General features: G+C 74.5%; 11 protein-coding genes. 2 read left to right on the top strand and 9 right to left on the bottom strand.

Going from position 1 to position 15403, the window contains the following annotated elements; genetic code table 11:
- From AB0881_RS36250 to AB0881_RS36240, 3 genes are all read right to left on the bottom strand, one after another.
- Positions 1-3199: glycosyltransferase (locus tag AB0881_RS36250; protein WP_366624563.1), on the bottom strand; the 3199-nt coding region annotated here is incomplete at its 3' end.
- 236 nt (positions 3200-3435) lie between these two features.
- Positions 3436-3699, bottom strand: a complete 264-nt coding sequence (locus AB0881_RS36245; RefSeq protein WP_067487041.1) for a WhiB family transcriptional regulator — start codon at positions 3697-3699, stop codon at positions 3436-3438.
- A gap of 253 nt (positions 3700-3952) precedes the next feature.
- Entirely contained in the window at positions 3953-4921 is a 969-nt protein-coding gene (locus AB0881_RS36240; protein ID WP_366624560.1) for a hypothetical protein, read from the bottom strand.
- Positions 4922-5029: 108 nt separating this feature from the next.
- Between AB0881_RS36240 and cofD the strand changes: the two genes are divergently transcribed.
- Both cofD and AB0881_RS36230 read left to right on the top strand, forming a co-directional pair.
- The gene (cofD, locus tag AB0881_RS36235; RefSeq protein WP_366624567.1) at positions 5030-5968 is read left to right on the top strand and encodes a 2-phospho-L-lactate transferase; all 939 of its coding nucleotides are present in this window, start codon (positions 5030-5032) and stop codon (positions 5966-5968) included.
- The gene (locus AB0881_RS36230; RefSeq protein ID WP_366624558.1) at positions 5965-7254 is read left to right on the top strand and encodes a coenzyme F420-0:L-glutamate ligase; all 1290 of its coding nucleotides are present in this window, start codon (positions 5965-5967) and stop codon (positions 7252-7254) included. Before cofD ends, AB0881_RS36230 begins: the two co-directional genes overlap by 4 nt.
- A 69-nt stretch (positions 7255-7323) precedes the next feature.
- Here AB0881_RS36230 and AB0881_RS36225 read toward each other — a convergent pair whose 3' ends face one another.
- The 6 genes from AB0881_RS36225 to AB0881_RS36200 all read right to left on the bottom strand — a co-directional run bounded on the left by AB0881_RS36225 (position 7324) and on the right by AB0881_RS36200 (position 15357).
- On the bottom strand, positions 7324-9909 hold the full coding sequence (locus tag AB0881_RS36225) for a bifunctional FO biosynthesis protein CofGH (protein WP_366624556.1): 2586 nt from the start codon (positions 9907-9909) through the stop codon (positions 7324-7326).
- Positions 9910-9995: 86 nt separating this feature from the next.
- Positions 9996-10943 (bottom strand): LysR family transcriptional regulator, encoded by a 948-nt coding sequence (locus AB0881_RS36220; RefSeq protein ID WP_366624554.1) that lies wholly within the window; start codon positions 10941-10943, stop codon positions 9996-9998.
- A 276-nt stretch (positions 10944-11219) separates the two neighbouring features.
- Positions 11220-12107: a DNA-3-methyladenine glycosylase 2 family protein gene (locus tag AB0881_RS36215; RefSeq protein WP_366624552.1), complete on the bottom strand. Its 888-nt coding sequence runs from the start codon at positions 12105-12107 to the stop codon at positions 11220-11222.
- Between the two features lie 81 nt (positions 12108-12188).
- Complete coding sequence (locus AB0881_RS36210) at positions 12189-13256, bottom strand: NDP-sugar synthase (protein WP_366624550.1); 1068 nt, start codon at positions 13254-13256, stop codon at positions 12189-12191.
- Positions 13257-13322: 66 nt separating this feature from the next.
- Positions 13323-14501 carry a glycosyltransferase family 1 protein gene (locus tag AB0881_RS36205; RefSeq protein WP_366624548.1) on the bottom strand — a complete coding sequence of 393 codons (1179 nt, stop codon included), beginning with the start codon at positions 14499-14501 and terminating at the stop codon, positions 13323-13325.
- 148 nt (positions 14502-14649) lie between these two features.
- The gene (locus tag AB0881_RS36200) at positions 14650-15357 is read right to left on the bottom strand and encodes a class I SAM-dependent methyltransferase (RefSeq protein WP_366624546.1); all 708 of its coding nucleotides are present in this window, start codon (positions 15355-15357) and stop codon (positions 14650-14652) included.
- Positions 15358-15403: the final 46 nt, after the last annotated feature.

The raw sequence follows: 15403 nt of genomic DNA, 5'->3' as shown, positions 1-15403 counted from the left end.
CGGTGCCGGGCTCGCGGCGGCCGGCGCGGCGGCCGTGCCGGGCGCCGCGGGCGCCGTGGCGGCCGCCGCCCTTCGTGAGGTCGACGGCCTCGGGGCGGGCGCCCGGCAGCGCCAGGACGGCCACGGCCAGGACCGCGACGCCCTGGATCCCGACCCAGATGTGCCGCGACCACATGCCGCGGGTCAGCTCGAACCGGCCGCCGGCGGCCGGGATCTCGTACGCCTGCGCCCAGCCGTCCAGGGTGCGGGACTTCACGTCGCGGCCGTCCAGCGTGGCCCGCCAGCCGCCGTCGGCGGACTCGGCGAGCAGGAGGGTGCGGGCGTTGCGGCTCGCGGGGATCCGCACGTGGGCGCCGATCTCGCCGGCTTCGAGCGGGGTGGCCGTGCCGCCGTCCAGCAGCATCAGCCGGCCGGCCGGGTCGGGCAGCCGCCACACGCCGAACGAGTCGGTCCGGCTGAGCCGCGACAGCTGCGGGCTCGCGTCCAGGACGGGGGTCAGCGCGTCACGGGACGGGCGCGGGACCAGGACGTACTGGACGCCCATCCGGGTCAGCGCCCGCCCGTCGGCCGCGCGCCCGCCGGCCAGCCCGGCGACCAGGTCGTCCATCCGGCGGGTGGCGTCCTCGCCGGCCGGGGTCTCGGCCTCGCCGAGCATCGGCTCGCGGCCGCGCAGCACGGTGTACGCGACCCGGCCGCCCGGCTCGCGGCTCAGGACGAGCGTGCGCGGCCCGGCCGGGCCGGACACGAACGACGGGACGGCGTCGGGATCGGTGCGCCCGAGCGGGCCGCCGGCGCCGCCGGCGATCCACCCGACGGCGGCTAGCACCGGCGCGGTCAGCGCGGCCAGGACGATCACCGCGCCGCCGATCCGGTACGTGAGGTGCTTGCCGGCGAGCACGTCCACGGCCCGCTGCACGGCGGCCGTCGCGGCCAGCAGCACGCCGGCGCCGGCGAACAGCAGCGCGACGCCCGGCCACGCGGGGGCCGCGTCGGCGCCCTTGGTCACCGTGGCCATGCTCATCACGATCGCGGCCAGCAGCCCGAAGACGGCCAGCAGCCAGCCGGTCAGCACGACCGTGCGGCGGCTGCGCAGCGGCAGCGCGCAGACCGCGACGAGCAGCAGCCCGTACAGCGTCCAGCGGGCCGGGGTGCCGGGGCCGCCGGGGTCGAGTTCGAGCAGGTCGCGGGCCGTGGCCAGCGGCGTGACCGGGCCGTGCAGTCCCGCCTCCAGGAAGAACCGGGACGGGTGCAGCAGCAGGCCCAGCGTCCACGGCAGGAGCAGCAGCGGCGGCACGCCGAGGGCGATCACCAGGTTGCGGCGGCCGCGGCCGGCGACCAGCGCGGCGAGCCGTCCGGGGCGGGCGCCCGTACCGCCGAACAGCGCCCACAGCAGGACGCCCGCGACCAGGGCCAGCAGCCAGGTCAGCGGGGCGAACGCCATCGCGACCGTGAGCAGCAGCGCGACCGCCCACGCGGCCCGCCCGGCCCGGCGCGGATCGGCCGGGCCCGCCGAGCGCGGCAGGCCGAACATCCGGACGGCCTGGACGGCGATCAGCGGCAGCAGCACGATCACCACGGCGGTGCCGAGCCGGCCGTTCGCGATCGCGCCGGTGCCGACCGGCAGCAGCGCGTACACGGCCGCGAACCACACCCGTACGGCCCAGACCGGGATCCGGGGGCCTGTCGCGCGGGCCCGGCGGCCGGTCCGCCGCGTCTCCCTGATCAGCAGCCGGGACGCGTGGTACGCCGACAGCCCCGCCAGCGGGACGCTGCCCAGCAGCAGGATCGACACCGCCAGCCACGGCTTGCCGAGCAGGACCGTGGACAGCAGCGCCAGCACGCCGACGTACGGCGGGCTGCCCGCGTCCGAGCCGAGCCCGGTGCCGTGCCAGCCGGCGGCGTACTGGGCCCACAGGTCGCTCGCGCCGCCCCAGGCCGGGACGAGCGCGCCGCCGCCGAGCCGCCCGGCGGCGGTGACCAGCGAGCGCTCGGCGGCCAGGGCGACGGCCGCCAGCCCGAGCCCGACCATGACGCCGGGGCGGGCGAGCAGCCGCCGCAGCGTGCCGGGGCCCTGGTCGCGCTCGGGCTCGTCGTCGGCGTCGTGCCGGCGCCCGCCGCGCGCCGCGAAGTGCGCCGCCGCCATGTCGACGAGGCGGCGCAGCGCGACCCGGCGCGGCTGGAAGCGCCGCATGCTCCGGTGGACGCGCTTGCGGCCGTCCGCCCGGGCCGCGCGGGCCCGCCGCAGCCGTCCCGGGGCGCGCAGCACGTCGCCGAGCGCGGCCAGCTCGTCGCGGGCCGCGTCCTGCCGCTTCACGACCAGCAGGAACAGCGCCCGGGTGAGGGTCGTCCACACGTTCCGCGCCAGGGCGCGCAGCATCGCGGGCAGCGGCCGGTTGGCCAGCAGCGTGTGGAGGCCGTTGCGGCGGTCGCGGCGGCGCCGGGACTCGGCGGTCATGCCGATCTCGCGGACGCCGCGCCAGGACGCCTCGGCGTGGTAGAGCACGGCGTCGCTGACCACGACCACCCGGTGCCCGGCGGCGTGCGCCCGCCAGCAGAAGTCGGCGTCCTCGCGGAACAGGCCGTACTCGACGTCGAACCCGCCGAGCGCGTCCCACACGTCCCGGCGGACGAGCATCCCGGCGCTGGCCACCGCCATCACGTCGCGCAGGCCGTCGTGCTGGCCCTGGTCGAACTCGCGGCGGTCGACGCCGGTCTCGCGGCGGGCCGCGCCGTCCATGGCCACGCCCACCTCGCGCAGCACGCGGCGGTCGTCCCAGTCGCGCAGCTTGGCGCCGAGCACGGCGATGTTGGGGTCGGCGTCGGCCGCGGCCAGCAGCCGGGCGAGCGCGTCCGGGGCCGGGGCGGAGTCGTCGTGCAGCAGCCAGACCCATTCGGTCCGGGGCTCGGCCGGCGCGTCCTCCGGGACGGGGACCGGCAGCGACGCGGCGGGATGCCGCAGCGCCTCCGCGATCGCCTCGCCGTAGCCGGTGGTGCGGGGCAGCGTCAGCATGTTGCCGGCGCCGACCACCTCGGCGAGCACGGCGGGACCGCGGTCGCGGCTACCGGTGTCCGCGGTGACGAGGCGTTGGACGGGCCGGGTCTGGGTCAGCAGCGCCTTCAGCGTCTCGGGGAGCCATCGCGCACCGTCGTGGGCGACGAGGACCGCCGTGACGACATGGCGATCGAGAGTGGGCGACAAGGGTCCGCTCGATCTGTGAGGTCTGAGAGGTCTCGATTGGGGTCGGCACGATAGCAGCCGTGCCGCCCCTCCCGGGCCGGCACGGCTGACACTGTACGCGCGGGCGGGCCGCGCCGCCCCCGGATCCCCCCGGATCCGCTGGGGAGGCCCGCGGCCCGCCCGGATCGTTCCGTCTCTTCCTGCGCTCTCGCTTCCGCGTTCCTCGCTTCGAGTCCGTCGCTACCGCCCGCCGCCGATCAGACGGCCTGGCGCTTCAGCTTGCGGCGCTCCCTTTCGGAAAGACCGCCCCAGATGCCGAAGCGTTCATCGTGCTGCAGCGCGTACTCCAAGCACTCCGCCCGTACCTCGCATGCCCGGCACACCTTCTTGGCCTCGCGAGTCGAGCCGCCCTTCTCCGGAAAGAAAGCCTCCGGGTCCGTCTGCGCGCACAGTGCGCGCTCCTGCCAGCCCAACTCTTCGCCGTCCGTGCCGTGCGCCAGCGGGATGACTACCTCGCTCACAGCGCACCTCCTAGCCCGTGGAGCCCCCTGGTCAATGCCTTCCCTCAGCTCCATCCCCCGAGAAGGCACAGAACTACACCCACGAAATTACACGCGTGTAGCGCCCGGTCCGTCAAGCGGAACGAGTTTCCGGGGGGACAAAGGGTGTTATTCGAGCTATGGGCACGATCACGTTTGGATGGAGATCAGTTAATCGCCCGGAACATCCGCGCAGGCGAGATCACCGCGCCATCACCATACGATCAACGCGCCGTCACTGGGGCGGCGGCGGCCGGTTGTCGCGGTACCAGTCGCCGCCCTCCTCAGGGCGCTGCTCGCCCTGCGGGGCGCCGTGGCCCTGGTCACCGCCACTACCCCCATATGCGCGGGTCCATTCGCCCACGCCCTCCTCGGCCTCGCCGGCGGGCTGCTGGCCGTACGCCTGCTGGCCGCCCTGACCGTACTGCTCCTGGCCGTACTGCTGCTGGCCGGGCTGCTGGCCGGGCTGCGGCGCCTGGCCCTGCTGGAAGTCCTGCGGGGGCTGCTGGCCGTACGGCTGCTGCCCGTACTGCTGGGGCTGCTGCTGGCCGAACTGCTGGCCCTCGGCGCCCGGCTGGCCGAACTGCTGCTGGCCGTACCCCGGCTGGGGCTGCTGCGGCTGCTGGCCGAACTGCTGCTGCGGCTGCCCGAACTGCTGCTGGGGCTGCGGCTGGCCGAACTGCTGCTGGCCCTGCTGGTAGCCGAAGTCGGGGTAGCCGCCGGGCTGCATCTGGCCCGGGCCCTGCGGGCGGGCCGGCTGCATGGCCTGGAACACGGTGAACACGAACCAGCCGGTGATCCCGATCACCGCGATGATGGACGCCCCGTACAGGAAGACCGCCAGCTTCGCGCCGCCGCCCGCGAACTGGGACTCCACCAGCAGCGAGGCGAGCCAGCAGACCACCGTGAACAGCCCGAGGCCGCCGAGGACGCCCAGGGCGCCCATCACGATCGTCTTGGCCTGCCTGGTCGGCGCCGGGCCGAGGGCGACCAGCGCGACCGCGAGCGCGACCAGAGCGACCGTGCCGACCTGAGCGAAGAAGCCACCGGAGATCTCGAGGTACGCGCGGTACTTGAACCCGGCGCTGTTCTCGCCGCCGCCGACGAAGAGGTCGATGAGGCCGGCCAACAATTGCACGCCCGCCGCGGCGAGCAATACCCAGGCGGCCGGTTCCCGCAGGCGCTGGACGGCTTCCTTGTTCACGGCGACATCTCTCCAGTGGCAGGCAATGTGATTCCCCCGCAAAGCTTTGCACATCCCGGGCCCCGACGTCTCTCCACCCTCGGGCGCCATAGGCTGGCCCCCATGAGCATGAAGATCGTGGCGCCGGCGGGCGGGATCGGCGGGGCCCGGTTCCTGCGCGGGCTCCAGCGGGCCGCCCCCGAGGCCGAGATCACCGTGATCGGGAACACCGGCGACGACATCTCGCTGTTCGGGCTGCGCGTGTGCCCCGACCTCGACACCGTGATGTACACCCTCGGCGGCGGCATCGACGAGGAGCAGGGCTGGGGCCGGCTCGACGAGTCGTTCACGGTCAAGGAGGAGCTGCTCGCGTACGGGGTCGGGCCGGGCTGGTTCGGGCTCGGCGACCGCGACTTCGCCACCCATATCGTCCGCACCCAGATGCTGGCGGCCGGCTACCCGCTGTCGGCGGTGACCGAGGCGCTGTGCGACCGCTGGTCGCCGGGCGTGCGGCTGATCCCGATGACCGACGACCAGGTCGAGACGCACGTGGTCATCGACGACCCGGAGAAGGGCCGCCGGGCGGTGCACTTCCAGGAGTGGTGGGTACGGCTGCGCGCCTCGGTCCCGGCCGAGTCGATCACGGCGATCGGCGCGGACGAGGCCAAGCCCGCCCCGGGCGTGCTGGACGCGATCGCGGAGGCCGACGTCGTGCTGTTCCCGCCGTCCAACCCGGTGGTGAGCATCGGGACGATCCTGTCCGTACCGGGCATCCGGGAGGCGGTCGAGGCGAAGACCGTCGTCGGGATCTCCCCGATCATCGGGGACGCGCCCGTGCGCGGCATGGCCGACGCCTGCCTGACCGCGATCGGAGTGGAGACGTCCGCCGCCGCGGTCGCCGCGCACTACGGCGCCGATCTGCTGGACGGCTGGCTGGTGGACGACGCGGACGCGGGCGCCGAGGTGCCGGGAATCGAGGTGCGGTCGCGGCCGCTGCTGATGAGCGACCCGGACGCCACCGCCGCCATCGCCGCCGCGGCCCTCGACCTCGCCGGGGAGATCGCGTGAGCACCATCGAGATCTTCGGGATCCCGGGGCTGCCCGAGATCGCCGAGGGCGACGACATCGCCGCGCTGCTGCCCGCGGACGCGCTGCGGGACGGCGACGTCCTGGTCGTCACGTCCAAGATCGTCAGTAAGGCGGAGGGGCGGGTCCTGGTCGCGGACGACCGGGAGAAGGCGATCGACTCCGAGACCGTGCGGGTCGTGGCCCGGCGGGCGCACGCGCGCGGCGAGACGCGGATCGTCGAGACCCGGCAGGGGCTCGTGCTGGCCGCGGCCGGTGTGGACGCGTCCAACACCGAGCCCGGCACCGTGCTGCTGCTGCCCGAGGACCCGGACGCCTCGGCCCGCCGGATCCGCGCCGCCCTGCGTGAGCGGGCCGGGCTGGACGTCGGCGTGATCGTGTCCGACACGCTCGGCCGGCCGTGGCGCAACGGGCTGACCGACGCGGCGATCGGCGTCGCCGGGCTGGCCCCGCTGGACGACCTCCGCGGCCGCGAGGACGCGTACGGCAACCGGCTCGACGCGACCGTCACCGCCGTCGCCGACGAGATCGCCTCGGCGGGCGAGCTGGTCAAGGGCAAGCTGGACGGGGTCCCGGTCGCGGTCGTGCGCGGGCTGGCGGCGCTGATCACGGCGGACGACGGGCCGGGCGCGCGGCAGCTGGTCCGGCCGCCGGACGAGGACATGTTCCGGTACGGCTCGGCCGAGGTCCTGCACGCGCGCCGGACGATCCGCGAGTTCACGGCGGAGCCGGTCGACCCGGCGGCGGTCCGGCGCGCCGTGGCCGCCGCGATCACCGCGCCGGCGCCGCACCACACGACGCCCTGGCGGTTCGTGCTTCTGGAGTCGGCGGAGTCGCGGACCCGGCTGCTGGACGCGATGCGCGGCGCGTGGGAGGCCGACCTGCGCCGGGACGGCTTCACCGAGGAGTCGATCACCAAGCGGCTGCGCCGCGGCGACGTGCTGCGCCGCGCCCCGTACCTGGCCGTCCCGTGCCTGGTCATGGAGGGCTCGCACGACTACCCGGACGAGCGGCGGGCGGCGGCCGAACGCGAGATGTTCGTCGTCGCGACCGGCGCCGGCGTGGAGAACCTGCTGGTCGCGCTGGCGGTCGAGGGGCTCGGCTCGTGCTGGGTGTCGAGCACGATGTTCTGCCGCGACGTCGTCCGCGAGGTCCTGGACCTTCCGGACACCTGGGACCCGATGGGCGCCGTCGGAATCGGGCACGCGGCCGCTCCGCCGCGGCAGCGCCCGCCCCGTTCCCCGGACGCGTTCATCGAAGTCCGCTGAAATCGCGGCGAGGACCGGGCGGCGCCATTGCGTACTGAATGGCGCCGCCCGGTCCCGTTCTAGCAATGGTCAGGTGCTGACCAGCGGAAGGCTCAGCCCGGCCTTTCCGAAGTGGCCGACGCCGTCGGTGCGGCGGGCCGCCTCGATCCGTTCCGCCGGGACCCGCCCGTAGGTGGTGGTGCGCTGGCGGGCGGGCCGGCCAGCCGCCGCGGCGATCTCCTCCAGCGAGCTGATGGTCTTGAACGAGCCGTTCTCCGACCCGGCCATCCGGCTGATCGTCTCCTCCATCAGCGTGCCGCCCAGGTCGTTCACGCCGCCCTGGAGCACGCGCGTGCACAGCTCGTCGCCGAGCTTGACCCAGGACGTCTGGATGTTCGAGATCGCGCCGTGCAGCAGGATCCGGGCGAGGGCGTGGACGGCCACGTTCTCGCGGGCGGTCGGCCCGGGGCGCGCCAGCCCGGCCAGGTAGATCGGCGAGTTGTGGTGCACGAACGGCAGCAGCACGAACTCGGTGAACCCGCCGGTCCGCTCCTGGAGCGAGCGCAGCAGCTTGAGGTGCGCGACCCAGTGCTCCGGCTTGTCCACGTGCCCGTACATCATCGTGGACGTGGTCGGGAGGCCGACCTCGTGCGCGGTGGTGACGACCTCGATCCACTGGTCGGTGGGCAGCTTGCCCTTGGTCAGCACCCAGCGCACGTCGTCGTCGAGGATCTCGGCGGCGGTGCCGGGCAGCGAGTCGACGCCCGCCTCCTTGGCGCCCTGCAGCCACTCCCGGATCGACAGGTCGGTGCGGCTGGCGCCGTTGACGACCTCCATCGGGCTGTAGGAGTGCAGGTGGATGCCCGGGGCGCGCTTCTTGACCTCGCGGGCGAGGTCGAAGTAGGCGGTGCCGGGCAGGTCGGGGTGGATGCCGCCCTGCATGCAGATCTCGGTGGCGCCGGCCGCCCACGCCTCGTCCACCCGGTCGCCGACCTGGCTCAGGGAGAGGGTGTACGCGTCGGCGTCGGTGCGGCGCTGCGCGAACGCGCAGAACCGGCAGCCGGTGTAGCAGACGTTCGTGAAGTTGATGTTCCGGGTGACGATGTAGGTGACCTCGTCCCCGACGGCCTCCCTGCGCAGGTCGTCGGCGATCTTCACCAGGGCGTCGAGCTCGGGGCCGTCGGCGTGCAGGAGGGCGAGCGCCTCGTCGTCCGACAGGCCCCCCGGGTCCCGCTCCGCGCTCGCGAGCGCCGTCTTGATGTCGGCGTCGAACCGCTTGGGGGCGCTCATGCGGTCGCGCAGCGCGTCCCAGTCGCCGTAGACGGAGTCGAAGTCCTCGCGCCGGTCGCTCGTCCGGCCGCTGGTGTCGATCTCGACGTGCAGGTCCGTGCGGCCCGTGCCGCCGAACGCCTCGAAGCCGCCGTCGGGCTCCTGCCACGGCCGCCCCTCCAGGACGGCGTCCTCGCGGGCGAGGCCGGTCTTCGGGTCGGCCAGCGCCGCGACGTGCCCCATCAGGCGCGGGTCCAGCCACGGCTCGCCGCGCTTGATGTACTCGGGGTAGATCGTCAGCCGCTCGCGCAGCGTGAAGCCCTGCTCGGCGGTCTTCGCGGCCAGCTCGTCGATCTGCGGCCACGGCCGCTCGGGGTTGACGTGGTCGGGCGTCAGCGGCGACACCCCGCCCCAGTCGTCGATCCCGGCGCGCAGCATCAGCGCGTACTGGTCCTCGACCAGGTTCGGCGGCGCCTGGACGCGCGCCTTCGGCCCGAGCACCAGCCGGGTGACCGCGATCGTCGCGGCCAGCTCCTCCAGCTCGGCGTCGGGGGTGTCGCGCATCTTGGTGTCGGGCTTGGCGCGGAAGTTCTGGACGATGACCTCCTGCACCGCCCCGTACTCCCGCATCGTCCTGCGCAGCGCGAAGATCGCGTCGGCGCGCTCCTCGACGGTCTCGCCGATGCCGATCAGGATGCCGGTGGTGAACGGGACGTTCGTGCGTCCCGCGTCCTCCAGCACCCGCAGCCGCACCGCCGGGTCCTTGTCGGGCGAGCCGAAGTGCGGCCCGCCCTTCTCGCTGAACAGCCGCGTCGCCGTCGTCTCCAGCATCATGCCCATGGACGGGGCGACGGGCTTGAGCCGCTGGAAGTCGCGCCAGCCCAGCACGCCCGGGTTGAGGTGCGGGAGCAGACCGGTCTCCTCCAGCACCCGGACGGCCATCGCGCGCACGTACGAGAGCGTGTCGTCGTACCCGTGCGCGTCCAGCCACTCCCGGGCCTGCTTCCAGCGGGCCTCGGGACGGTCGCCAAGGGTGAACAGCGCCTCCTTGCAGCCCATCGCGGCGCCCTGCCGCGCGATCTCCAGGACCTCGTCCGGGCTGAGGAAGGGGGACTCCAGCTTGTGCGGAACGGTCGCGAACGTGCAGTAGCCGCAGCGGTCGCGGCACAGCCGGGTGAGGGGGATGAAGACCTTGCGGCTGTAGGTGATGACACCGGGCCGCCCGGCGGCCTCCAGCCCGGCGTCCCGGGTGCGCGCCGCGTAGGTCAGCAGATCGTCGAGCTGCGCGCCGCGCGCGTGCAGCAGGGTGGTGGCCTCGGCCGGATCGAGCGTCTTGCCATCGCGTGCCCGGGCCAGTGCCCGCCGAAGTGCGCTCTCGGTCGGCACGCTGCTGTTCATGGCGTCCATGACATCGCACTCTATGTCAAGCGTCATAGAAAGAAGAGAGGCGGGTCCGGCCGAGATCATCGAGGAGAGCGCGGTCCCGCGCCGGTTTATTCCCCCGCCGCCGCACCGCGGACGAGGCTGGGCCGGCGGGCGGCCAGCTCGTCGGCGGACGCGCGCAGGGCGTCGAGCACCGCCCGTACCGAGGGTCGCACGTCGGCGCCCACCCGCGTCCACATCACCATGCGGCGGCTGACCCGCGCCTCGGCGATGTCGCGCACCGCGACGCCCTCCTCCAGCTCGGCCAGCGCGAGGTCCGGGACGAGGCAGGCCGCGCCGCCCTGGGCGACCATCGCGAACAGCACCATGAAGTCGTTGGAGCGGAAGCGGACCCGCGGCCGGAACCCGCCCAGCTCGACGCAGGTGCGCTCCAGCAGGTCGGCGTGGTTGGTGCCGGTGTGGCCGGACACCCACGTGTGCCCGGCCAGGCCCGCGATCCGCACCGGGCCGTCGCCGCTCACCCGCGCCTCCGGGAGCGCCAGCCGCATCCGCTCGGTGATCAGCACCTCGGCGGCCAGCTCGGGGCGGCGCGGGCGGGGCAGGTGCGAGTACTCGTCGGTCAGCACGACGTCGATCTCGCGCAGCACCAGCGCCTGCAGGACGCGGTGGAACTCCTCGTCCAGGATGTCCACGATCAGGTCCGGGTACGCGGCGGCGAGCCGCGGCAGCGCGGGCGCCAGGACGTGCAGCAGCGCGGTCTGGAAGCCGACGACGCGGACGGTGCCGGCGACCCGCCCGCTGGCGGCCAGCGCCTCCTCCTCGGCGCGCTGCGCCGCCGCGAGCAGGCTCTCCGCGTGCCCGGCCAGCACCTCGCCCGCCTCGGTCAGCCGCAGCCGCCGGCCGACCCGTTCGACCAGCTCGCAGCCCACGTCCTTCTGCAGCTGGGCGAGCTGCTGGGAGATCGCGGACGGGGTGTAGCCGAGCGCCTCGGCGACCGCGGCGACGGTGCCGCGCAGCTTGAGCTCGCGGAGCATGCGAAGCCGTCCCAGATCCAGCATTGTGAAGCGATTCTTACACGAACCCTGCAGAAAGTATCGCTGGACCTGAAAGATGCGCCGGGTGACACTGGATGTGCAACCGCGGAAACGAGCCCCTGGCCAGGGCTCACTCCCTCCGGAACGAAGAACGCACCATGTGGGTCATGCTCGCTCTTCTCATCGCCCTGGCCGTGCTGGGACCGCTGTTCGGCGCCGACTCCCGCGACGGCCTCGACTGGACGCCCGGCAACTTCTGGCTGCGCCGCCGGTCCGAGCCGGACTCCCCCGAGAAGTCCCCTAAAAGCGCCGGTAGTCGCGCACCGCAAGGCGGGGGCCGCGCCGCGGCGGACCGGCGCCGCTCAGTTCCAGCAGCCGGGTGACCCGGTGCCGGTGACCGGCGTACGGCGCCAGCAGCTCCAGCATCCCGGCGTCGTCCACCTTCCGCCCGGTGAGGGCCCAGCCCACGATCCCGGGCAGGTGGTAGTCGCCGACGGAGACGGCGTCGGCGTCCCCGGCGGCGCGCTGCCGGACCTCGGCGGCCGTCCAGACCCCGATCCCCGGCAGCGACCGCAGCCGGGGATCGGCGGGATCCTCCTCCAGCCGGGCCGCGACCCGCGCGGCCCCGATGATCGTCCGGGCCCGGACCGCCTCGGCGCCGGACCGGTGCCATTCCCACGAGGGGATCCGGATCCAGACCTCGGGCGGCGGCGGCACCCGCAGCGCCGGGTTCCCGGGCGCGGGCCGGCCGAAGCGCCGCACCAGGTGGCCCCAGGCGCGCCACGCCTCGGCGGTGAGCACCTTCTGCTCCAGCACCGCCGGGACGAGGGCCTCGAAGACGCGGCCCGTACGCCCGATCCGCAGCCCGGGATGGCGCCGCAGCGCGTCCCGCAGCACCGGATGCCGGGCCTCGAACTCCTCGGGGACGTCCCCCGCCCCCAGCAGCTCCGGCACCCCGTCGAGCAGCCACTGCGCGCCCGGCCCCCAGGCGGCGGCGTCGACGGCGTCACCGCTCCTGCGTAGCCGCAGCGTCCCCGGCCCGTCCGGCGTGAACGAGGCGCGCCAGACCGACCCGTCCCGCTCGATCCGGAACGCCGGGTCGTGCGGCCCGCGCCGGTGCGGCCGCAGCGTCAGCACCAGATCGACCGGGAACGGCGGCTTCCACTCCCGTACGCGCTCCCCGTCCATGGCAGGCGCGAGACTACCCGCCCGCCGCGGCACGAGCGCCCTCAGGCACCCTCGTGGGCGCCGTGGGCGTCGTGGGCGCCGTCAGGCGTCCGTCGAGAAGCGCAGCGCGGTCGCGGGGAGCTCGACGCCCGGCCAGACGCGCAGGCCGCCGCGCAGCTCGTTGCCCGGCCCGACGACCGCGCCGTCGCCGAGGACGACGCCGTCCAGGACCGCGCCGGGGCCGACCTTGGCGTGCCGGCCGACGACCGAGTCGCGGACGGTCGCGCCCTCCTCCACGTGCGCCTCGTCCAGCAGCACGCTGCCCAGCACCGTCGCGCCCGCCTCGACGGCCGCGCCGCGCCCGACCGTCGTGCCGTCGCGGACGACCGCGCCCGGCGACACACGCGCGCCGTCCAGCTCCAGCCGCTCCCCCGGCTCGCCCGGCATCGCGGGCGACGCCAGCCGCCCCTCCACCAGGTCGCGGGAGCCCTGGACGAACGCCTCGGGCGTGCCGACGTCGAGCCAGTAGCCCGGCTCCACGTACCCCATGACGACCGCCCCGGAGGCGATCATCTCGGGGAACGTCTCGCGCTCCACCGACACCACCCGCTCCGCCGGGATCGCGTCGATCGCCGACCGCCGGAAGACGTAGCAGCCCGCGTTGATCTGGTCGGTCACCGGATGCGGCGTCTTCTCCAGGAACGCGGTGACCCGGCCGTCCTCGTCGGTCGGCACGCAGCCGAACCGGGACGGGTCGTCGACCGGCGTCAGGTGCAGCGTCGCCGCCGCGCCCGCCTTCTCGTGCGCCGCGACCTGCGCCTGGACGTCGTGGCCGGACAGGATGTCGCCGTTCAGGATCAGCACCGGGTCGTCGGGGCCGCAGGTCAGGCCGCGCGCCGCGTTGCGGATCGCGCCGCCGGTGCCGAGCGGCTCGTCCTCGGTCAGGTAGACCAGGTCGACGCCGTGCGCCCGGGTGCCGAACGCGGCCTCGAACATCTCCGCGCGGTACGACGTCGCGAACACGATGCGGTCGACGCCGGCCGCCCGCGCCCGGGCCAGCTGGTGGGCCAGGAAGGGGACTCCCGCCGTGGGAAGCAGCGGTTTGGGGGTGGAAATGGTCAGCGGGCGCAGGCGGGTCCCCTGCCCTCCGACCAACAAAATCGCTTCCAAGAGGCTCCTTCCCTGGACGGCCGGGCCGGCCCCGGCTCCCACGGCCAGAAAAACGTCCGGCCGAGCCTACTTGTCCCCTCCGCCGGCCGGATACCGAGCCACTGCCTGCTCGTACGACGCCATGTGCGCCTCCGCCGAGGCCGTCCAGCTGAACCCCTGGGAGCGGGCGTACGCGGCGTCGGCGAGGGTGCGGCGGCGGTCGGGCTCGTCCATCAGCCGCTCCAGCGCGGCGCCGATGGCCGGCGCGTCCGGCTCGGTGTAGGCGACCGCCTCGCCGCCCACCTCGGGCAGCGGCCCACGCCGGGTCGTCAGCACCGGGGCGCCGCACGACATCGCCTCCAGGACAGGCAGGCCGAAGCCCTCGCCGGTGCTCGGCAGCGCCACCACCAGCGCGCCGCCGAAGAAGCCCGGCAGCGACGTCCACGGCAGGTAGCCGGGGCGCACCACGCGCAGCTCCAGCGGAACGGTCGCCAGCGCCGCGTCCACCTCGTCGTCCCAGCCGGCGCCGCCCGCCAGCACCAGCGCGGGCGGATCGGGACGGCCCTCGCAGGCGCGCACCCAGCCGCGGATGAGGTTGGGGACGTTCTTGCGCGGCTCCAGGGCGCCCAGGTACGCGACGTACGGGTGCCCGTGCAGCCCCAGCCGGTCGGAGACCCGCTTGGCCTCCTCCTCGGACGGCCGGTGGAAGGCGTCGTGGTCGACGCCGTGGTACGCCACGTCGATGTGGCCGGGATCGGCGTCCAGCAGCCGGACCAGCTCGTCGCGGGTGGCGCGGGACGGCACGATCAGCCGGGTGGCACGGCGGGCGGCGGTCCGGGTCGCCGACTTGATGAAGGACGTCCGGACCGGGTCGTGCGCCTCCCAGACCTCTCCCGCCTCGCCCCTCCCCGTGTCGGCGAAGAGGGTCACGTCGTGGATCGTCACGACCGTCGGCCGGCCCGCCTGGATGGGGATCATGTACGTGGGCAGGTGGATCACGTCGGCGCCGACCCGCCGGGCCACGTACGGCAGCCCCGACTGCTCCCAGGACAGCCGGGACGCGCGGTGCGCGAGGGCCGCCGGGCCCTTGATGATCCGGGCGCGCGGCGCGAGCTCGCCGTACCGCTCCTCGTCCGCGCGCTGGCACGCGACCGCCAGGTCCGCGCCCAGCTCGTGCAGGGCCCGCAGCAGCCCGTCGACGTACCGGCCCAGCGCCCCGCGGTCGGCGGGTACGGCGGTCGCGTCGAGCAGAATCCGAGGCGCCAAAGGGTCCACCCCTATCCCCGCGAAGATCGGCAAAGCCCGTCGGAAGGCCGGAGTGAGGGGGACCACTCCGCCGCTCACCGAGCCTACGCCGAATAGGGCCGCCGGGAAGGAACGCGAAGAATCCGGCCGTGTCGCCGCGGGGGTGCGGTCAGCCGCGCTTGCGGGCGCGGATCAGCACGATGCTGCCGCGCTCGTTCGGCGCCCTCTTGTCGGTCATCGCGACGATCGGGGTCAGCGGCGCCGCCGCGTTGAAGCCGACCTTCCCGCCGTACGTCGACAGCGACAGGTAGAGCCGCTCGGCCGCCGCCGTGCGGAACTGGTACGAGTACCGCACCAGGTCCAGGCCGCGGTCGTCCATCAGCTCGCGCAGGCTGCCGTGCGTGTACGTGTGCTGCACGTGGTACTTCGACTTGTGCGCGTCGCGCAGCTTCGGCCAGGCGTCGGCGCGGCTCAGCACGTCGGCGGACATGAAGATCTCACCGCCGGGCTTGAGGACCCGCGCCATCTCGTCCAGCGACTTCCCGCCGTCGTCGAAGTGCTCGATCGCGCAGACCGACAGGACCGCGTCGAACGAGCCGTCCGCGAACGGCAGCCGCAGCGCGTCGCACTCGATCAGCGCGGGGGCGTTCGCGAGCGTCCGGCCGTACACCATCTTCTTGCGCATCAGGTCGATCGAGACGGCCTCGGCCCCGCGTTTGCGCGCCTGGCCGGCCCAGTAGCCGTCGCCGCCGGCGACGTCGAGGACCCGCTTGCCGCGCAGGTCGCTCCCCATCCAGCCGAGCAGCGTCCCCGCCTCGCGGTACCGGCACACGTGCACCTGGTGCCCCATGAAGGCGACCACATCCGAGAGTTTCATCGTGGACAAGGGTAAGCGCCGCCGCCACCGGGGGTGGCCTAATCTG

Origin of the sequence: Spirillospora sp. NPDC029432, from assembly GCF_040703975.1 — a bacterium.
In the GTDB taxonomy this organism is placed as follows: Bacteria; Actinomycetota; Actinomycetes; order Streptosporangiales; family Streptosporangiaceae; genus Spirillospora.
This window is presented reverse-complemented; position numbering and strand designations above follow the sequence as displayed.

Bases quoted from the DNA above. Each gene is read 5' to 3' on its own strand.
- AB0881_RS36225 (WP_366624556.1), bottom strand. From the start codon at position 9,909: ATGGACGCCATGAACAGCAGCGTGCCGACCGAGAGCGCACTTCGGCGG.
- AB0881_RS36220 (WP_366624554.1), bottom strand. From the start codon at position 10,943: ATGCTGGATCTGGGACGGCTTCGCATGCTCCGCGAGCTCAAGCTGCGC.
- AB0881_RS36215 (WP_366624552.1), bottom strand. From the start codon at position 12,107: ATGGACGGGGAGCGCGTACGGGAGTGGAAGCCGCCGTTCCCGGTCGAT.
- cofD (WP_366624567.1), top strand. From the start codon at position 5,030: ATGAAGATCGTGGCGCCGGCGGGCGGGATCGGCGGGGCCCGGTTCCTG.
- AB0881_RS36200 (WP_366624546.1), bottom strand. From the start codon at position 15,357: ATGAAACTCTCGGATGTGGTCGCCTTCATGGGGCACCAGGTGCACGTG.